The organism is Geodermatophilus sp. SYSU D00710 (genome assembly GCF_054050195.1).
This window is the reverse complement of record NZ_JBJGYX010000004.1, coordinates 78,273-96,703: the sequence shown is the minus strand read 5'-3', so window position 1 is coordinate 96,703 and position 18,431 is coordinate 78,273. Positions and strand designations below refer to the sequence as shown.

The window sequence follows — 18,431 nt, the reverse complement described above, 5'->3', positions numbered from 1 at the left end:
GGGCGGACGCCGGCGGACACCCCCTCCGGGGGAGCGCCGGACGCCCCCGGCCTGGCTAGCCTCGTCGGATGAGCGAGCCGACGGCGCCCGACCCGGGGCCCTGGCCGCGCCGTCGACGGACCGCCGGCCGCTGGCTGGTCCGGTTGGCGCTCGCCCTCACCGGCGCCCTGGTCGGCGTGCTGCTGTTCGGGCGGGTGGAGGAGCCGCTCGGCCCGTTCGACGCCACGTTCGCGCTCACCCCGTCCGGCGGCGGCGCCACCGTGGAGATCCCGCCGCTGGGCGCCCTCGACGTCGACGCCTTCGACGGCCCCTTCGGGCTCGACGTCCAGCTCACCCGGGTCGACGAGGCGCGGGTGCGGGCACTGGTGGCCGACCCCAGCCGCGTCGACGGCCTCGTCGACCGGGTCAGCGCCGACCTGCAGGACGCCGTCGTCCGGCTGGCCTGGGTCTCCGCCGCCGCCGCCGTCGGCGGTGCCGCGCTCACCTCGCTGGTCGTCCTGCGGCGCCGCCGGGAGCCGCTGGTGGCCGCCGGCCTGTCGGTGGCGCTGCTCGCCGGCACGGCCGGCCTGGGCGCGCTCACCTGGCGACCGGAGGCGCTGTCCACGCCCACCTACACCGGGCTGCTGGTCAACGCGACCAGCCTGATCGGCGACGCCCGCGAGATCGTCGCCCGCTTCGACGCCTACCGGGCCTCCCTCGAGGACCTCGTCACCAACGTCAGCACGCTGTACGCGACGATCTCGACCCTGCCCACCCCCACCCGCGACGACGACACCGTCGCCCTGCTGCACGTCTCCGACCTGCACCTCAACCCCGCCGGCTTCGACCTGGTGCGCCAGGTCGTCGACCAGTTCGACGTCGACGGCGTGCTGGACACCGGGGACATCACCGACTGGGGCAGCGAGCCCGAGAACCGGCTCATCTCCTCGATCGGGCAGCTCGGCGTGCCCTACGTCTTCATCCGCGGCAACCACGACTCCGTGGTCACCGCCGGGCTGGTCGCCGGGCAGCCGAACGCCACCGTCCTCGACACCTCGGCGACGACGGTGGCCGGACTGACCGTGGTGGGGGCGCGCGACCCGCGCTTCACCCCCGACCAGACCGCCACCGGCGACACCCCGTCACTCGAGCAGACCGGCGAGGACCTCGCGGAGCTGGCCGAGGAGCAGCCCGAGCCGCCGGCGATCGCGATGGTGCACGACCCGGAGCAGGCGCTCCCGCTGGACGGCGTCGTGCCACTGGTCCTGGCCGGGCACACGCACGAGCGCGAGGTCGAGACCCTCGACGAGGGCACGCTGCTCATGGTGCAGGGCTCCACCGGCGGCGCCGGCCTGCGCGCGCTGCAGGGCGAGTACCCCGAGCCGCTGACCTGCACGGTCCTCTACCTGGACCCCGACACCGGCGAGCTGGTCGCCTACGACGACATCACGCTCGGCGGCCTGGGCGAGACCGAGGTGACCATCGAGCGCACCGTCGTCCCGGAGGCCGAGCCGGCCGACGGCACGGGGAACGGCACACCGGACGGCGCCGGCGACGGGACCCCGGCCTCCCCGACCGGCTGACCCGCCCGCCCTACGCTCGCCGCCATGTCCACCACGTCCCGCACCCGCCTGGCCGCCGGCCTCCTCGCCGGCGCCCTGGCGCTGGTCCCCCTCGCCGGCTGCTCGTTCACCTCGAACGGCGTCTCGTGCTCCGGCTCGGCCTGCACCGTCACGCTCGACGGCGAGGGCAGCGAGGTCGAGATCCTCGGCCAGACGGTGACCTTCGGCGGGGTGCAGGACGGGCGGGCCTCGATCAGCGTCGGGGGCGCCAGCGTCTCCTGCGGCGAGGGCGAGAGCGTCGCCGCCGGGCCGCTGGCACTGGAGTGCACCAGCGTGAGCGACGACGGGGTCGAGCTGCGCGCCAGCCTCAACTAGGCCGGGTCGGCGACTTCGACCACCACGCGCGCGGGGTCCTGCAGCGGGTACACGCGGAACGGGGACTCCGCGCGGGTGCCGACGAAGGCCACCGTCGTGCCCTCGAAGGTGGCGTCGAAGACGACCTCGGTGACGTTCGCGGTGCCCCGGCCCGGCAGCGGGTCGGGGCCGGCGAACTCCTCGACGCCGGTGTCGAAGGGGTACCCGGCGCCGGTGACGGTCACCTGCAGCACCGGCCACCTCCACCTCGTCGCCGCGGCCCTGCGAGGCGGCGACGTCGACGTAGCGGACGTCCCAGCCGGGCGTGCCGGTGCCGGCCACCTCGAGCACCACCCGGTCGAAGCCGTCGTGCCGGCCGGTGCGGATGTCGGTGACGGTCACCCGGGCGTCCGCGGAGGCCTCAGCGGTGTCGGGCGAGGTGCCGGCGTCCCCGCCGCCGGTCTCGGTGGGCTCCGCGGTGTCCCCGCCGCCGTCCGTCGCCGACGAGGTCGCCGAGGAGGTCGCCGAGGAGGTCGCCGTGGACGACCCCGCCGGACCCGGCTCCCCGCTGCACCCGGTGAGCAGCGGGCCCGCGGTCAGGACGGCGCAGAGGGACGGGGCGGCACGGCGGGTCACGCGGGGATCGCGACAGCTGGCCGGCCCGGCTCTCGGGACCGGCGCGCAGCGGCGCGGCACACCGGGGCCGGGGGTGGGTCCGGAGCACCGCCGGGGGCCGTGTATCGTTCTCCCTGCCCCCGGCGAACACGAGCCCCCATCGTCTAGCGGTCCAGGACGCCGCCCTTTCAAGGCGGTAGCACGGGTTCGAACCCCGTTGGGGGCACGCACCACACAGCAAGGCCCTGTAGCGCAGTTGGTTAGCGCGCCGCCCTGTCACGGCGGAGGTCGCGGGTTCGAGTCCCGTCAGGGTCGCTCTCCGGTGGAGACACCGGGAGGGGCAGGTAGCTCAGTCGGTACGAGCGCTCGCCTGAAAAGCGAGAGGTCGGCGGTTCGACCCCGCCCCTGCCCACACACTCCCCCGCGGACGGAGCCCGGTGGTCGTCGAACGCCGCGACCCGGCGCGCGACCCCGTCCTCGCCACCCGCCTCCTCGAGGTCCAGCACGCCGCCTACGCCGTCGAGGCGCGGCTGATCGGCGACGACCGCATCCCCGCCCTCGCCGAGGACGTCGCCGCCCTCGTCGCCACGGGCCTGGACTGGCTGGTGGCACTCCGGGACGGCGCGGTCGTCGGCGCCCTCGGCCGGCGGGACACGCCCGGCGGGGTCGACATCGACCGGCTGGTCGTCGATCCCGCGTCCGCCCGGCGCGGCGCCGGCCGGGCCCTGGTGGCCGCCGCCCTCGCCGACGCCGCCGGTCGCCGGGTCACCGTCTCCACCGGCCGGGACAACCGCCCGGCTCGTCGCCTGTACGCGCAGGCGGGCTTCCGGGAGACCGGCGAGCGCGAGGTGCTGCCGGGGCTGTGGGTGGTCGACGCCGTCCACGGCGGGTGACCTCAGACGCCGACCACCCGGTCGGCCAGCACCTGCTCGTACACCTGACCGTGCACCGCGCGCACCGCCGCGAGCTGCCCGTCACGCCAGGCCCGATCGGCCGGCCGCGGCATCGGCCGGGTCAGCGCCGCACCGACCGCGGCGTTGAGCGACACCGGGTCGAACCCGGTCTCCTCGTCGTTGCCGTAGACGACCACGTCGCTCCACTGGTCGGCGAACCAGCCGCAACTGGGCGCGACCACACGGGTGCCGACGTCGCGGCAGATCTCGAGGTCGCGCGAGTGCGTGCCGCAGCGCTCCGGCAGGACGGCGACGTGCAGCTCCTGCAGCTGCTGCGTCCACCGCACCGGGTCGCGGGTCACCACCTCCAGCCCCTCGGCGCTGGCGAACTCCGGCCCGCCGGGTGGCTCCTCGCCCGGCTCGAGGAACACCCGCAGCCGGCCGCCGCCGGACACCGCGCCCGACAGCGCCGCCTGCACCAGTCCCGCAGGGTCGGGCACCGCCGTCCGCGAGGCGCCCAGCGCCAGCCCGACCAGGCCGCGCTCGGCGCCGATCTGCGGGTCGGCCGTCGCCACCAACGGGTGCGCCACCACGATCGCCGTCCGCCCGAAGCGCTCGGCGATCTCGTCGGCGGCCCCGGGGGTGAGGGTGAAGACCACCTCGGCGGTGGCCAGCAGCGCGGCCAGGTGCGCGTCGTGGCGGCGCCGCTCGGGCCGGGCCGGGTCGCGCAACTGGTGCACGGTCACCACCAGCGGCACCCCGGTGCGGCGCAGTGCCTCGGTCCAGCTCACGACCTCGTCCTCGGGCAGGTGCCCGTAGCCGGCGTGCACGTGGACGACGTCGACGCGGTGCGCCCAGGCGGTCAGGTAGCCCGGGTCCAGCCACGGGCTCGGCTCGTGGTCGGGTCCCACCCGCACGGCGTTCCCCGGCACCACGGCGTCGACGTAGGGGTCGCGGTGCGGCACCGTCACGAGGCGGACCGGCGCACGGGACGCGGAGGGCGGAAGTGCGTGGACCACGCGAGCCTGCACCCCTCCTGTGTCCGAGCACTGCGACAGCAGGGCGGTGCTCCTCGGTGAACGCCGCCGTCTCGGATACCCGAGGATGGTGCCGCACAACCGTGTGCGATCTCACCGAGTGGTCCACGTCACTCGTTCGGGGGATGTGCTCCTGCCCTCCCGCGCCGCGGCGTAGGCCGGGGCCCGGAAGCGGGCCATCGGGCCGTCGGCGAGCAACCCCGGTGGCGGGTTGCGGACGGCGTCGAAGCGCAGGTCCGGGTCCGGCTCACCGACCGGGGCGCCGAGCAGGAGTCGGGCGAACGGCGTCCACTCCCCCGTCCCGCGCGCCACCAGCAGCCGGAAGACCGTGCCGGGCGCCTCGGCGCGGACGGGCTCGGGATCGGACGGGACGTGCACCGGTCCGTCCGGGACGGCGGCCAGGCGCAGTGTCCCGGCGGCCGACCGGTAGCCCATGAACGAGGAGTAGGGAACAGCGGCGTCGGTGCGCGGCACGGGCAGGTAGCGGGTCCACCGGCCGCGGCCGGCGGTCGACAGGAGCAGGTCCACCGGCCGGTCGCCGCCGGGGAGGCGGACGGCCAGCCCCAGGAGGTCGGGCAGCGGCGCCGGGAGTCCCGCCCCCCGGGAGAGCCGGACGACGGCGGGCTCGCGCGCCGGGCCGGTCAGCCAGGGCACGCCCCAGTCGGGCACCGTGCCGTCGCGCTCGAGGACGGCGTCGAGCACCGCGCCGCGGGGGTGCATGGGCTTGCCGGAGCGCCGGCGCGCCAGGGTCCCCAGCGGTACCGCGGCGATCCGGCCGGCCAGTCGCGCCAGGTCCTCCACGCGCCCTCCCTACCCGCGTGCACTTCCGCGGAACTGCACGGCTCGTCACGGTGCGACCCCGTGCCCTTCCGCGGAAGTGCACGACCCGACGCTCCGGCGGGGGACGCGCGATGGGCAGGACCTGCCGGAGTCCGCTGGGATGTCCGTCGTTCCTTGCCCTGTGGTCCGGACCGGTCCGCTGCCTACCGTCTGTGAGTGCTCACGACGCTCCTGGTCATCGGCGGGGTCCTCCTCGGCTTCCTGGTCCTGCTCGCCCTGATCGTCAGCCTGAGCGCCCGGCCCGCCACCCGCAGCGACCGCCCCGCCGGCTGGGTCGCCGACGCCGGCCGGCCGCACCCCGACGCGTGGTCGCCGCTGACCGGTACGACCACCTCGGAGATCCCGACGGTCCGCTGACCGTCCCCGACCCGCCGTCCCGGCGGCTGCGGCCAGCGCGCCGCCGGGACGCGGCGGTCCCCCTGCTCAGCGGGGCACCGGCTCCCAGGAGGTCTCCCGGCGCAGCACCGGCTTGAGCACCTTGCCGCCCGGGTTGCGCGGCAGCACCGCCGAGCGCACGGACACGAACTGCGGCACCTTGAATTCGGCCAGGTGCGCCCGGGCGTGGGCCAGCACCGCGCCGACGTCGAGCTCGGTGCCCGGCAGGGGCACGACGACGGCGCCGACCTTCTCCCCCATCACCGGGTCGGGGACGCCCACCACCGCCACCTCGAACACCCCGGGCGCGGCCGCGAGGGCGTTCTCGACCTCGACGCAGTACACGTTCTCGCCGCCCCGGTTGATCATGTCCTTGGCGCGGTCGACGACGTAGGTGAGGCCCTCGTCGTCGATCCGCGCGAGGTCGCCGGAGTGCAGCCAGCCGCCCGCGAACGCCTCGGCGGTGGCCTCGGGCTTCCCCCAGTAGCCCTGCACCACGTTCGCGCCGCGGATGAGCAGCTCCCCGACCCCGGTCTCCGGGTCGGGATCGGCCAGCCGCAGGTCGACCACCGGCGCCGGGAAGCCCACCGAGTCGGCGTGGGCGTCGGCGTACTCGTGCGGCAGGAAGGTGGAGATCGACGAGGTCTCCGACAGGCCGAAGCCGTTGCCCACCCGCGCCGCGGGGAACGCCCGCTTGATCCGCTGCACCAGGTCGGGGGCGATCGGCGCGCCGCCGTAGGTGGTGTACCGGACACCGCTCACGTCGACGTCGGCGAAACCCGCCGAGCTGATGGCCAGCCAGTACACCGCGGGCACCGAGGTCAGCACCGCGATCCGCTCCTCGGGCACGGCCCGCAGGAACCGGCCGCCCTCGAAGGCCGGCATCACCACCGCCGCGGCGCCGCTCTCCAGCGCGACCAGCAGCTGGCTGTTGCAGCCGGTGACGTGGAACAGCGGCACGCTGACCAGGTTGCGCAGCGACGGGTCGTGCCCGGCCAGGCCGACCACGCGGCGGGCGTTCTCGGTGTTGGTCAGGAAGTTCTCGTGGCTGGTCATGGCGCCCTTGGGGAAGCCGGTGGTCCCCGAGGTGTAGAAGATCGCCGCCAGGTCCGAGCGGCCCAGTCCCTCCTCGGCGTACGGCGTGCCCTCGGGCAGCGGGGTGCCGGGCGCCAGGACGACGCGGGCGCCGCTGTCGTCGACGACGTAGCGCGCCTCGTCCTCGGTGAACCGGGTGTTGACCGGCACCGCCACGCCCCCGGCCAGCAGGGTGCCGAAGAAGCCCAGCACCCAGTCGGCGCCGTTGCCCAGCCGGATCGCCACCCGGTCGCCGCGGCCGACGCCGGCCTCGCGCAGCCCGCCGGCGACCCGCGCGGCGCCGTCCCACAGCTGCCGGAAGGTCAGCCGCGGCCCGTCGAGCTCGACCACGGCCTCGCCGTCGGGGTCCCGCTCGACCGACGCGCGCAGCATCGCCACGACCGAGTCCGGCAGCCCGGTGTAGTGCTTGACGCCCGCGGCGTCGCGCTCGATCCCGCTCTCGTCGAAGGGGGACGCGGCCATCAGTACACCCCGGTGTCCTCGAAGTACCGCCGCGGGACGTCGACGAGCATGGTGGTGATCTGCTCCTCGGTCACGCCGTGCTGGCGCAGGTAGGGCAGCACGTCCTCGTGGATGTGCGTGTAGTGCCACTGCGGCAGCAGGGCCATCACGCCGGGGTCCAGCCAGTCGATGTAGCAGGACGCGTCCTGCGACAGCACCATCTGCCCGGCGAAGCCTCGGCGGCACATCTCCACGACGATGTCGGCGCGCGCCTCGAACGTCGTGTCCAGGTTGATGCCGAACCGGTCCATGCCGAGCACGAAGCCGGCCTCGGCGAGCTCGGAGAGGTGGTCGGCGTCGGTGGTGTCGCCGCTGTGGCCGAGGACGACCCGGCGGGGGTCCACGCCCTCGTCGTCGAGCACCTTCTGCACCGCGAGACCGGTGCGGCTGCCCGGGTGGGTGTGCACGGTGATCGGGGTGCCGGTGGCGCGGTGCGCCTTCGCGACGGCGCGCATGACCCGCTCGACACCCGACGTCATGCCCTGGTGGTGGATCGCGCACTTGAGCAGGCCGGCGCGCACGCCGGTGTTCGCGATCCCCTCGGTGATGTCGCCGACGAACATGTCGACCATCGGGTCGGGCACCTCGGTGCCCAGGGCCTCGTTGAGCGCCGGGCCGCGGTGGTGGAAGAAGAACGGGACGTCGTCGTAGGTGTAGCAGCCGGTGGCCACGACGATGTTGAGGTCGACCTGCTCGGCGATCCGCTGGATGCGGGGGATGTAGCGGCCCAGCCCGATGACGGTCGGGTCGACGATGGTCCGCACCCCCGTCGCGGTCAGCTCGGTCAGCTTCTGCACCGCGTCGGCGACCCGGTCGTCCTCGCTGCCCCACTCGTCGGGGTAGTTCTGCTGGATCTCGGCGTCGAGCACGAACACGTGCTCGTGCATGAGCGTCTGGCCGAGCTCGGCGGTGTCGACGGGACCTCGGACGGTCTGCACCTGCGGCACGGGCTCTCCTCGCGGTCGGGGCGCCCGGCGCCGGTGCCGGGCGGGCACCGGGACGCTATCGGTGCTGTGACCTGGGCCGCACGGCGGTCAGGACGGCGCCGTCACCAGCTCGGCGGCGCGCTCCCCGACCAGCACCGCGGTCGCCGCCGGGCCGCGGGTCGGCACCTCGGGCAGCACGGACGTGTCGGCCACCCGCAGCCCCGCGACGCCGCGCACGCGCAGGTGCTGGTCGACGACGGCCCCGGGATCGCCGTCGGGGCCCATCCGCGCGCCGCCGGCGAGGTGGATCGCCGTCGCGAGGTGCGCGGCGATCCAGCCGTCGAGGGCGCGGTCGTCGGCGAGGACGGCGTCGCCCGGGCCGGGGCGATCGGCGACCAGCGGGGCCACGGCCGGCGTCCGCAGCAGGCCGTCGGCCAGGCGCACCGCCTCGCGCAGCCGCCGCCGGTCGGCGGCGGTCGCGAGGTACCGGTGCTCGATGCGCGGCGCCGCAGCGGGGTCGGCCGAGACCAGCGAGAGCCGGCCGCGGCTCTCCTCCCGGTACAGACCGGCGCTCAGCGACAGCGTGCGGGCGTCCCCGCCGCTGCCGGGGACCACCACACCCCAGGGCCGTAGCCAGGGCAGCACCTCGAGGTCACCGGGCACCGGCGAGTCCGACGAGGTGGCGTTGAGGACGCCGTGCAGCGGCAGCGGCCAGTCGCCCGCCGGCAGGCCGGCGACGGGCACCCAGGGCAGGTGGACCAGCGGGTGGTCGCTGAGGTCGGCGCCCACCCCCTGCAGGTCGGCGACGACGTCGATCCCGAGCGCCCGCAGCCCGGCGGCCGGCCCGATGCCCGACAGCAGCAGCAGGTGCGGCGAGCCCACGGCGCCGGCCGCGAGCACCACCTCGGCCGCCCGCACCGGCCCGGCGTCGGTGTCGACCCCCACGGCGCGGCCGCGCTCGACGAGCACCCGCCGCACCCGGACCCCGCCCCGCACGGTCAGCCGCGGGGAGCCGCGCCGGGGGGAGAGGTAGGCCATCGCGGTGTTGACGCGCACGCCGCCGTCGACGGTCAGGGGCACCGGTCCGTACCCGGGCGGGCCGCCGGCGTTCTTGTCCGGCTCCACGGGGACGCCGAGCTCGGCGGCCGCGGCGGCGAACGCGTCGGCCAGCGGCGACCGGCCGGTGGGCCGGGTGACCGGCACCGGCCCACCGCTGCCGTGCCCGGGCCGGTGGCCGTACTGCCGGTCGTCCTCGAGCCGGCACCAGGCCGGCAGCGTGGCCTCCAGGCTCCACAGGTCGTTGCCCGCGGCGGCCCACCCGGCGTGGTCGGCGGGCGTGGCCCGGACGAAGTAGCCGCCGTTGACCGCGCTGGACCCGCCGACCACCCGCCCGCGGGGCAGCGGGGCGCGCACGCCGGGGGTCAGCTCGGTGGTCAGCGACCAGCTGGCCGGGTGCCCGGGGACGGCGGCGCGCAGCGTGGTGGCGTCGCGCAGGTCCGGCGGGAAGTCGGCGGGCCGGGCGTGGTCGGCGCCGGCCTCGAGCAGCAGGACCGACCGGCCGGCGTCGGCGAGGCGGGCGGCCAGCGCGCAGCCGGCCGAGCCCGCGCCGACCACGACGACGTCGGCCTCCCCGGTCACAGGCCCAGGACCCCCGGCAGGTCCAGCCGGCGCACCTTGCCGGTGGAGGTGCGGGGGAGCTCCCCCACCCGGTGCAGGCTCTTGGGCCGCTTGGCCGGGGCCAGCCGCTCCCGCGCCCAGGCGCCGAGGTCGGCCGGCTCGGCGCTGCCCACGTAGGCCGCGACCACCCGCTGGCCCCACTCCTCGTCGGCGACGCCGACCACCGCGCTCTCCACCACGTCCGGGTGCGCGTCGAGGACCGCCTCCACCTCGGCCGGGTAGACGTTCACCCCGCCGGAGATGACCAGGTCCTCGCGGCGGCCGTCGAGCCACACGGTGCCGTCGGGATCGACGCGTCCGAGGTCGCCGACGGTCACCCGGTCGCCCCGCCAGGCCGCCGCCGTCTTCTCCGGTGCCCGCCAGTACTCGAACCGCGCCCAGCGCGGCACGGCGCACCACAGCTGCCCGCGGCCGTCGGTCTCCAGCCGCCGGCCCGATCGGGCCCGGCCCACGCTGCCGGGGTGCGCGAGCCAGTCCTCCGGGGAGCAGACGGTGAACTGCGCCTCCGTGGAGCCGTAGAACTCCCACACGGAGCCCGCTGGGAGCGCGCCGAGCACCGCCCGCTTCAGCGGCTCGGCGCAGGGCGCACCGGCGTGCACGAGCCGGCGGAACGAGGACCAGTCGACGTCGTCGCGGGCCAGCAGCCGGCGCAGGTGCGTGGGCACGCAGAACGTCGTCGTCGGGGCGTGGCGGCCGGTCGCCGCGGCGACCCGGGCGGCGTCGAACGGCCCGGGGAGCAGCACCGCGCCGCCGGCCAGCAGGGTGGAGACGGCGAAGCGCAGGGGCGCGGAGTGGTGCAGCGGCGAGAGGACCAGGTGCCGGTCGGTGGGGGCGAAGCCCCACAGGTCGATCTCCTCGGCGGCCAGGGCGCGCGCGTCGGCGTCGTCCAGGACGCCGGACCACACGCCCTTGCGCCGCCCGGTGGTCCCCGACGTGTAGTGCATCGGCCGGGCCAGCGGCACGTCGGCGAGGTCCGCACCGTCCCGGCCGGCGAGCAGCCGGCCGGGCTCGTCCCCGACGTCGAGGGCCGGGTCGGCGTCGGCGGCCAGCGCCGCCCGCTCGGCCTGCGGCAGCGCCGGGTCGAGCACCACGGGCACGATCCCGGTCCGCAGCGCCCCCAGGACGACGGCGAGCAGGGCCGGCGACGACGCGGCCGACACCAGGAGCCGGTCACCGGCGCGCAGGCCGGCCGAGCGCAGCGCTGCCGCGGCGCGCCGCTGGTCGTGCTCGCTGTCGGCGGCCCGGACGACCGCGACGCCCGCGGTCACGGCAGCGAGACGCGGTCGGCGTCGACGACGACGTGCCCGTCCGCGGCGAGCTTGGCCAGCGTGGCGCGGGTCGACTGTGCCGCCGCCGGCCACAGCTCCCGCGGCACCTCCGCGTAGACGTCGGCCACGAGCGCGTCGACCGTGCCGGCGCCGCGCACCAGCGCCGCGAGCAGCTGCGCCTCCCGGAACGCGCGGTGGGCGCGGTAGAAGTCGAGGACGGCGCCCGGGTCCTCGGTCAGCTCGGGGCCGTGCCCGCAGTACAGCGCGCTGGGGCCGAGGTCGTGCACCCGGCGCAGCGACTCCAGGTAGGCCACCACGTCCCCCTCGGGGTGGGTGACCACGGAGGTGCCGCGGCCGAGCACGTGGTCGCCGACCAGCACCGCGCCGGACTCCAGCCGGAAGGCCAGGTGGTCGGCGGTGTGCCCGGGCGTGGGCACGACCCCGAGGACGGTGCCGGCCAGGTGCAGCCGCTCGCCGGGCTCGAGCACCCGGCCGCCGGGTCCGGCGACGGCCGGGTCGGCCGCGCCCACCTGCGCGCCGAGACGGGCACCCCACGGCTGCGCGGCCTCGGCGTGGTCGACGTGGTGGTGGGTGACGAGGACGGCCACGCAGCGGGCGTCGCGGGCGGCCAGCGCCGCCTCCACCGCGGCCAGGTGGGCGGGGTCGTCGGGCCCGGGGTCGACCAGGACCGCCTGCCCGCTGCCGGGTGCGCCGACGACGTAGGTGTTGGTGCCGTCGAGGGTCATCCCCGAGGGGTTGGGCGCCAGCACCCGGGTGACCAGCGGCTCCAGTTCCGCCGTCCGGGACAGCGAACCGGGGCGGGGGAGGTCCCACGTGACACGGGGGTCTGCCGGGGCGCGCACGTCCGGCACGGTAGCCGCGCGGCGGGGCGGGCCGCCCGCCCGGCGGCTAGCCTCGCCGCATGCGTTCCCTGACGTCCCGCTCCCGCTCCGCGCTGGTCGCCGCGGCTGCCGCCGTCCTGCTCACCTCCTGCAGCGGAGGAGGGTCCGAGGGCGAGGAGGCCGCGGAGTCCACCAGCGCCGACACCAGCTCGTCGAGCGCGTCGTCGTCCTCGCCGTCCCCGAGCGAGACCAGCAGCCCGGCCCCGACCACGAGCGACGACCCCGCCGTCGCCGAGTTCTGCGCCCAGGCCGCCGAGTTCAACGAGCTGGGCAACCAGCTCGGCGCCGCCACGCCCGAGCAGCTGCCGCCCCTGCTGCAGCAGGCCGCCGGCGCGTTCGACGCCGTCCAGCCGCCGGCGGAGATCGCCTCGTCGTGGCAGGTCGTGGGCGACGCCGTACAGACCTTCGCCGACCAGGCCGGCTCGATCGACATCAGCACCCCCGAGGGCCAGGCCCAGCTGCAGACGGCCGCCCAGGAGTTCGTCGGCGTGGCCAACGGCCCCGACGGCACCGCCGTCCAGCAGTTCACGCAGGCCAACTGCACCGCGGCCGCCCCCACGAGCTAGGCGAGGACCTCCGCAGGAGGCCCGGACGACGAACGGCCCGTCCCCCGCACACGCGGGGGACGGGCCGTCGTCGTCCGTGCGGGTCAGCAGCCGCTGATGCTCACCCCGCGGGCCCGCAGCCACGGCACCGGGTCGACCTGGCCGCCGTACATGGCACCCGACGGGTGGACCTCGAAGTGCAGGTGCGGCCCGGTGGACTGGCCGCGGTTGCCGACCTCGGCGATGAGCTCCCCGGCGACCACCCGCTCACCGGCCTGGACGTACTCGGTGTTGACGTGGCCGTACACGGTGACCGCGCCGTCGGAGCCGCGGATGTAGACGGCCAGGCCGAAGCCGGTCGCCGGGCCGGTGCGGACCACGGTGCCGGAGGTCGCGGCGTAGACGGGCGTGCCGATCGGGGCGGCGATGTCGACGCCGCCGTGCAGCACACCCCAGCGCATGCCGTAGCAGCTCGACGTGCGCCCGGAGGTGGGCTTGACGTAGCCCGACCCGCTGACCGGGGCGCTGCTGCCGGCCGAGGACGAGGACGAGGACGAGGACGAGGACGGCGCCGGAGCTGCGGCCGCGGCGGCTGCGGCGGCGCGGGCGGCCGCAGCCGCGGCGGCGGCCTCCTCCGCGGCACGGGCCGCAGCCGCGGCGGCCGCAGCCTCCTCGGCCTCCTTCTGCCGCTGCCACTCGGCGTAGGCGTCCCGCGCCCCCTGCAGCTCCAGCAGCCGGATCTGGGCGTCCTGCAACTGCTGGTCGAGGGCGGCCTTGTTCGCCTCGGCGGCCGCGACCGCCTCCTGCTGCGCGGCCAGCTGCGCGTCGGCGGCGGCCTTGGCGGCGGCCGCCTCCTCCTCCGCGGCGGCCATCTGGTCGCGGGTGACCCGGGCCGAGGACTCGGCGTTGGCCTGCCGGACACGGGCGATCTCGAGTTCCTCGAGCACGTCGACCTGCGTGTCGGCGACGTAGTCGAGCATCGCGGCCCGCTGGATCAGCTCACCCGGACCGGCGGAGTCCAGCAGCGCGGCCGCGGTGGTGAGGGTGGACCCGTTCATGTAGCTGTCGTGCGCGAAGCCGCCGATGCGGGCGATCGCGGCGTCGACGGCGGCGGCCGCGGCCGCGAGGTCGGCAGCCGCCTGGTCCGCGGCTGCCTGCGCCAGCGCCAGGGCCTCCTCGGCGGCCAGGTAGGCGGTGCCGGCGGCCTCCGCCTGCACGCCGAGCCGCTCGAGCTCGGTCTGGGCGAGAGCGACCTCGGCCTGCAACCGGCCGACCTCGGCCGCGGCGGCGTCCTGCGCGGCCTGCGCGCCGGTGATCTCCTCGTCGGACGGGTTGGGCGGCGGTGGCGGCACGGCCGACGCCGGCCCGGCGGTCCCGAGCAGGACCACGCCGGTGAGCAGTGCGGCCAGCACGGCGCGGACCGGCCGGCGGTGCGTGCGGGCCGTGGCGGGGCGACGGGGAGGTCGCCGGCCGGGTCGGCACTGCGGCATCGAGCGCTCCCTGGAGCAGAGGGGGGCAGGTGGGCCGGGCCAGCGTCGCACCAGCCACAGCGTGTCACGGAGGCAACACGCGGCACGGGAGTCACACCGTGACCGCGCCGGGGGGTCACCGCCTTTCCGTCACACGACTTGTCGACAACGGGAAGGGGAACCTCGAGGAACTGAGTCCGGCGTCACGTCCGGCCGGAGCCGCACTCTAGGCTCGGCGGACGTGGACGTCCTCGCCTCCGGCACCGAACAGGTGGTCTTCTGCTCCGATCCGGCCTCGGGCCTGCGGGCGGTGATCGCGATCCACTCCACCGCGCTGGGCCCGGCCCTGGGCGGCACCCGGTTCCACCCCTACGCCAGCGAGGACGAGGCGGTCGCCGACGCGCTGCGGCTGGCCCGGGCCATGTCGTACAAGAACAGCCTCGCCGGGCTCGACCTCGGCGGGGGCAAGGCCGTGGTCATCGGAGACCCCCGCACCGACAAGACCGAGCCGCTGCTGCGCGCCTACGGCCGGTTCGTCGAGTCCCTGGGCGGCCGGTACCTGACCGCCTGCGACGTCGGCACCACCAACGCCGACCTCGACCTGGTGGCCCGCGAGACGCGATTCGCCCACGGCCGCTCCGAGGTCTACGGGGGCTGCGGCGACTCCTCGGTGCTCACCGCCTTCGGCGTCTTCCAGGGCATGCGCGCGGCCGCGCAGCACCGCTGGGGCACCGCGTCGCTGGCCGGGCGCACGGTCGCCGTCGCCGGCGTCGGCAAGGTGGGCAGCTGGCTGGTCGACCGGCTGGTCACCGACGGCGCCGACGTCGTGGTCACCGACGTCGACACCGCCGCCGTCGAGCGGGTGCTGGCCCGGCACCCCGGGGTCGACGCCGTCTCCGACACGGCCACGCTGGTGAGCACGCCGGCCGACGTGTACGCGCCGTGCGCGCTCGGCGGCGCCCTCGACGACGAGACGGTGGCCGTGCTGGCCGCGGAGATCGTCTGCGGCGGCGCCAACAACCAGCTGGCGCACGAGGGCATCCCCGACCAGCTGACCAAGCGCGGGATCCTCTACGCCCCCGACTACCTGGTGAACGCCGGCGGCGTCATCCAGGTAGAGGACGAGCGGCACGGCTTCTCCTTCGCCCGCGCCGAGGCCAAGGCGGCCGGCATCTTCGACGTCGCCCTGCGGGTCTTCGAGACCGCCGAGGCCGACGGCATCTCCCCGGCCGTGGCCGCCGACCGGCTGGCCGAGGAGCGCATCCGCGCGGTGGGCCGGCTGGCCACCATCCGCCTCCCCCGCTGACCGCGGCGGACCCGCTGCGACCGGGGCGTGTCCACCACCACGCCCCGGTCGGGGGACGGCGGGGGGAGGACCCGTGCCCGCGCCCGTCTCGTGTCGTAGTCTTGGTCAAGACACAGTCACTCAGTCGGGGTCGCCACGCGGGCCGTCCAGCCCGTGAGCTGGGCTCCCGTTCTCCGTTATGAGGGGGTCGAGCCGATGGGGCGCGGCCGAGCGAAGGCCAAGCAGACACGCGTGGCCCGTGAGCTCAAGTACAGCTCACCGAACACCGACCTCTCCGCGCTGCAGCGCGAGCTGGCCGGTTCTCCGTCGACGTACACCGCTCCGGCGGCCAAGGACGACGACGAGGACGACGACGAGTACACCGACCGCTGGGCGGACGACGACGCCGACGACGACTGGGCGGCCAGTCGCTGACGGTCGGCTGACCGCCGGGCTCCCGAGCACGCTGAGCGCCACGCACCGTCGTCCTGCGAGGAACGGCGGTGCGTGCCGTCCTCACCGGTAGCGGCCCACCAGGCGTGCGCCGGTGCCTCCGGTGCGCACGGTCCCGGCCACCCACGCCGGCACGCCGCACTCGGTGAGCAGGGCGACGGCGCGGTCGGCGGCCCCGGCCGCGACGACGGCGACCATGCCGACACCGCAGTTGAACGCGCGCTCGGACTCCGTCCGCGGCACGCCGTGCTCCTCGAGCAGCGACACGGCCGCGGGCAGCGCCCAGGTGCCGCGGTCGAGCACGGCCTCCAGCCCGTCAGGTACGACCCGCGCGGTGTTGCCGGCCAGGCCTCCGCCGGTGACGTGCGCGAGGGCGTGCACGCCGTCGACACCGAGCTCGGCCACGAGCGCCAGGCAGTCGAGCGCGTAGATGCGGGTGGGCTCGAGCAGCACGTCGCCCAGCGGGCGGTCCAGGCCGGCCGGGGTGGCGCCGAGGTCGAGACCGGCGGCGGCGACCACGCGGCGGACCAGCGAGTAGCCGTTGGAGTGGAAGCCGCTGGCGGCCATCGCCACCACGGCGTCGCCGTCGCCGACCCGCTCGGGACCCAGCACCGCGTCGGCCTCGACGACGCCGACCGCGGTGGCGGCCAGGTCGTACTCGTCGGGGCCCATGAGGTCGCCGTGCTCGGCGGTCTCCCCGCCCACCAGCGAGGCGCCGGCCTGCTCGCAGCCGGCCGCGATGCCGGTGACGATCGCGGCGATGCGCTCGGGGACGACCTTCCCGCAGGCCACGTAGTCCTGCAGGAACAACGGCTCGGCGCCGCAGGCCACCAGGTCGTCGACGACCATCGCGACCAGGTCGATGCCCACGGTGCCGTGCCGGTCCAGCTGCCGCGCCAGCGCGATCTTCGTGCCGACGCCGTCGGTGGAGGAGGCCAGCAGCGGCCGCCGGTAGCGGGCGGTGTCGAGCGCGAACAGCCCGGCGAAGCCACCGAGGCCGCCCACGACCTCGGGACGCCGGGTCCGCTCGACCGCCGTCCGCATGAGGGTGACGGCGCGCTCACCCGCGTCGATGTCGACGCCGGACGCGGCGTAGGTGAACTCGCCCCCGCTCACGGACGGCGCAGGGCCTCGTCGGCGCCGCCGGCCACCGTGGGGCTGCCGGCCTGCCGGCCGGTCCACCCGCTGACCGCGCGCTGGTCGTCGACCCGGCGCTCGATCCCCTCGAGCACGTGCTTGCCCAGCCCGCCGGTCTCGGCCAGCGGGATCGGGTACTCGCCGGTGAAGCAGGCGGTGCACAGCCGGGTGGCCGGCTGCTCGGTCGCGGTGATCAGCCCCTGCTCGGAGACGTAGCCGAGGGAGTCGGCGTTGATCGAGGCGCGCACGCCGTCGACGTCGAGGCCGTTGGCGACCAGCTCGGCGCGGCTGGCGAAGTCGATGCCGTAGAAACAGGGCCACTTCACCGGCGGGCTGGAGATCCGGACGTGCACCTCGACCGCGCCGGCCTCGCGGAGCATGCGGATCAGCGCGCGCTGGGTGTTCCCGCGGACGATCGAGTCGTCGACGACGACCAGCCGCTTGCCGCGGATGACGTCGCGCAGCGGGTTGAGCTTCAGGCGGATGCCCAGCTGCCGGATGGTCTGGCTGGGCTGGATGAACGTGCGCCCGACGTAGGAGTTCTTGACCAGGCCCAGCCCGTAGGGGATGCCGCTGGCCTCGGCGTACCCGACGGCGGCCGGGGTGCCGGACTCCGGGACCGGGATCACCAGGTCGGCGTCGGCCGGGTGCTCCTTCGCCAGCCGGCGGCCGATCTCGACCCGGGCGGCGTGCACGCTGCGGCCGCCGATCGTGGTGTCGGGGCGGGCGAGGTAGACGTACTCGAACACGCAGCCCTTGGGCTCGGCGACGGCGAAGTGCTGGCTGCGCAGCCCGTTCTCGTCGATGGCGAGCAGCTCGCCGGGCTCGACCTCGCGGACGACGGAGGCGCCCACGATGTCGAGGGCCGCGGTCTCGCTGGCGACCACCCAGCCGCGCTCGAGCCGGCCGAGCACCAGCGGGCGGACGCCCTGCGGGTCGCGGGCGGCGTAGAGGGTGTCCTCGTCCATGAAGGTGAGGCTGAAGGCGCCGCGCAGCTGCGGGAGCACCTCCATGGCCGCCGCCTCGACGCTCATGTCGGGCCGGGCGGCGATGAGCGAGGTGACCAGGTCGGAGTCGGTGCTGGCGGTGAAGGCGCCGGGGACGCCGGCGTCGGCCGCCCTGCTCGCCAGCTCGGCGGTGTTGACCAGGTTGCCGTTGTGGCACAGCGCCAGGCCGGTGCCGGCGTCGGTGGTGCGGAACGTCGGCTGGGCGTTCTCCCAGGTGGAGGAGCCGGTGGTGGAGTACCGGGTGTGGCCGACGGCGAGGTGGCCGCGCAGGCTGCCCAGCGTCGACTCGTCGAACACCTGGCTGACCAGCCCGAGGTCCTTGTAGACGACGACCGACGCGCCGTCGGAGACCGCGATGCCCGCCGCCTCCTGACCGCGGTGCTGGAGCGCGTAGAGACCGAAGTAGGTCAGCTTGGCGACCTCCTCCCCCGGCGCCCAGACGCCGAAGACACCGCAGGCGTCCTGGGGTCCGGGGGCGTGGGGGTCGAGGGCCTGCGTCAAGCGTCCGTCA

General features: G+C 76.1%; 17 protein-coding genes, 3 tRNA genes and 1 pseudogene. 10 read left to right on the top strand and 11 right to left on the bottom strand.

Annotated elements, in window-relative coordinates; translation table 11 throughout:
- Positions 1 to 68 precede the first annotated feature (68 nt).
- Complete coding sequence (locus ACI78U_RS03065; RefSeq protein ID WP_456873815.1) at positions 69 to 1,562, top strand: metallophosphoesterase family protein; 1,494 nt, start codon at positions 69 to 71, stop codon at positions 1,560 to 1,562.
- 24 nt (positions 1,563 to 1,586) lie between these two features.
- Complete coding sequence (locus ACI78U_RS03060) at positions 1,587 to 1,916, top strand: hypothetical protein (RefSeq protein WP_456873814.1); 330 nt, start codon at positions 1,587 to 1,589, stop codon at positions 1,914 to 1,916.
- Here the strand turns inward: ACI78U_RS03060 and ACI78U_RS03055 are convergent.
- Positions 1,913 to 2,237 (bottom strand): annotated as a pseudogene (locus ACI78U_RS03055) (AMIN-like domain-containing (lipo)protein). The gene ACI78U_RS03060 and the pseudogene ACI78U_RS03055 sit on opposite strands and share 4 nt — an antisense overlap.
- Positions 2,238 to 2,663: 426 nt before the next feature.
- Between ACI78U_RS03055 and ACI78U_RS03050 the strand changes: the two are divergent.
- The 4 genes from ACI78U_RS03050 to ACI78U_RS03035 all read left to right on the top strand — a co-directional run bounded on the left by ACI78U_RS03050 (position 2,664) and on the right by ACI78U_RS03035 (position 3,403).
- Positions 2,664 to 2,736 (top strand) — tRNA-Glu (locus ACI78U_RS03050).
- 15 nt (positions 2,737 to 2,751) lie between these two features.
- Positions 2,752 to 2,825 (top strand) — tRNA-Asp (locus tag ACI78U_RS03045).
- A 23-nt stretch (positions 2,826 to 2,848) separates the two neighbouring features.
- A tRNA-Phe gene (locus ACI78U_RS03040) sits at positions 2,849 to 2,922 on the top strand.
- A 25-nt stretch (positions 2,923 to 2,947) separates the two neighbouring features.
- Positions 2,948 to 3,403 carry a GNAT family N-acetyltransferase gene (locus tag ACI78U_RS03035; protein ID WP_456873813.1) on the top strand — a complete coding sequence of 152 codons (456 nt, stop codon included), beginning with the start codon at positions 2,948 to 2,950 and terminating at the stop codon, positions 3,401 to 3,403.
- Positions 3,404 to 3,405: 2 nt separating this feature from the next.
- On the opposite strand, the gene ACI78U_RS03030 is transcribed toward ACI78U_RS03035, so the two are convergent.
- Both ACI78U_RS03030 and ACI78U_RS03025 read right to left on the bottom strand, forming a co-directional pair.
- Positions 3,406 to 4,374: a glycosyltransferase gene (locus ACI78U_RS03030; RefSeq protein WP_456873812.1), complete on the bottom strand. Its 969-nt coding sequence runs from the start codon at positions 4,372 to 4,374 to the stop codon at positions 3,406 to 3,408.
- A 159-nt stretch (positions 4,375 to 4,533) separates the two neighbouring features.
- Entirely contained in the window at positions 4,534 to 5,241 is a 708-nt protein-coding gene (locus ACI78U_RS03025) for a phosphodiesterase (RefSeq protein WP_456873811.1), read from the bottom strand.
- Between the two features lie 195 nt (positions 5,242 to 5,436).
- On the opposite strand from ACI78U_RS03025, the gene ACI78U_RS03020 reads away from it, so the two are divergent.
- Positions 5,437 to 5,637 carry a hypothetical protein gene (locus ACI78U_RS03020; RefSeq protein WP_456873810.1) on the top strand — a complete coding sequence of 67 codons (201 nt, stop codon included), beginning with the start codon at positions 5,437 to 5,439 and terminating at the stop codon, positions 5,635 to 5,637.
- Positions 5,638 to 5,703: 66 nt separating this feature from the next.
- Here the strand turns inward: ACI78U_RS03020 and ACI78U_RS03015 are convergent, their stop codons facing one another.
- The 5 genes from ACI78U_RS03015 to ACI78U_RS02995 all read right to left on the bottom strand — a co-directional run bounded on the left by ACI78U_RS03015 (position 5,704) and on the right by ACI78U_RS02995 (position 11,985).
- The gene (locus ACI78U_RS03015; RefSeq protein WP_456873809.1) at positions 5,704 to 7,212 is read right to left on the bottom strand and encodes a class I adenylate-forming enzyme family protein; all 1,509 of its coding nucleotides are present in this window, start codon (positions 7,210 to 7,212) and stop codon (positions 5,704 to 5,706) included.
- A complete protein-coding gene (locus ACI78U_RS03010; RefSeq protein ID WP_456873808.1) occupies positions 7,212 to 8,198 on the bottom strand; it encodes a phosphotriesterase family protein in 987 nt (328 codons plus the stop codon). The genes ACI78U_RS03015 and ACI78U_RS03010 overlap by 1 nt, the downstream gene beginning before the upstream one ends.
- Before the next feature lie 87 nt (positions 8,199 to 8,285).
- Entirely contained in the window at positions 8,286 to 9,815 is a 1,530-nt protein-coding gene (mftG, locus tag ACI78U_RS03005; RefSeq protein WP_456873807.1) for a mycofactocin dehydrogenase MftG, read from the bottom strand.
- Positions 9,812 to 11,122 (bottom strand): class I adenylate-forming enzyme family protein, encoded by a 1,311-nt coding sequence (locus tag ACI78U_RS03000; protein ID WP_456873806.1) that lies wholly within the window; start codon positions 11,120 to 11,122, stop codon positions 9,812 to 9,814. The genes mftG and ACI78U_RS03000 overlap by 4 nt, the downstream gene beginning before the upstream one ends.
- Positions 11,119 to 11,985, bottom strand: coding sequence for an MBL fold metallo-hydrolase (locus tag ACI78U_RS02995; protein ID WP_456873805.1), 867 nt, complete (start codon positions 11,983 to 11,985; stop codon positions 11,119 to 11,121). The genes ACI78U_RS03000 and ACI78U_RS02995 overlap by 4 nt, the downstream gene beginning before the upstream one ends.
- A 59-nt stretch (positions 11,986 to 12,044) precedes the next feature.
- Between ACI78U_RS02995 and ACI78U_RS02990 the strand changes: the two genes are divergently transcribed.
- Complete coding sequence (locus ACI78U_RS02990) at positions 12,045 to 12,590, top strand: hypothetical protein (RefSeq protein ID WP_456873804.1); 546 nt, start codon at positions 12,045 to 12,047, stop codon at positions 12,588 to 12,590.
- Positions 12,591 to 12,673: 83 nt separating this feature from the next.
- Here ACI78U_RS02990 and ACI78U_RS02985 read toward each other — a convergent pair whose 3' ends face one another.
- On the bottom strand, positions 12,674 to 13,981 hold the full coding sequence (locus ACI78U_RS02985; protein ID WP_456873803.1) for a M23 family metallopeptidase: 1,308 nt from the start codon (positions 13,979 to 13,981) through the stop codon (positions 12,674 to 12,676).
- Positions 13,982 to 14,279: 298 nt separating this feature from the next.
- Here ACI78U_RS02985 and ACI78U_RS02980 point away from each other — a divergent pair, with 298 nt between their 5' ends.
- Together ACI78U_RS02980 and ACI78U_RS02975 are read left to right on the top strand one after the other, a co-directional pair.
- Positions 14,280 to 15,344, top strand: a complete 1,065-nt coding sequence (locus ACI78U_RS02980) for a Glu/Leu/Phe/Val family dehydrogenase (RefSeq protein ID WP_456873802.1) — start codon at positions 14,280 to 14,282, stop codon at positions 15,342 to 15,344.
- A 195-nt stretch (positions 15,345 to 15,539) separates the two neighbouring features.
- Positions 15,540 to 15,758 carry a DUF3073 domain-containing protein gene (locus tag ACI78U_RS02975; RefSeq protein ID WP_456873801.1) on the top strand — a complete coding sequence of 73 codons (219 nt, stop codon included), beginning with the start codon at positions 15,540 to 15,542 and terminating at the stop codon, positions 15,756 to 15,758.
- 81 nt (positions 15,759 to 15,839) lie between these two features.
- Here the strand turns inward: ACI78U_RS02975 and purM are convergent, their stop codons facing one another.
- Positions 15,840 to 16,892 carry a phosphoribosylformylglycinamidine cyclo-ligase gene (purM, locus tag ACI78U_RS02970; RefSeq protein WP_456873800.1) on the bottom strand — a complete coding sequence of 351 codons (1,053 nt, stop codon included), beginning with the start codon at positions 16,890 to 16,892 and terminating at the stop codon, positions 15,840 to 15,842.
- Positions 16,889 to 18,421: an amidophosphoribosyltransferase gene (gene purF / locus ACI78U_RS02965; protein ID WP_456873799.1), complete on the bottom strand. Its 1,533-nt coding sequence runs from the start codon at positions 18,419 to 18,421 to the stop codon at positions 16,889 to 16,891. Before purF ends, purM begins: the two co-directional genes overlap by 4 nt.
- Positions 18,422 to 18,431: the final 10 nt, after the last annotated feature.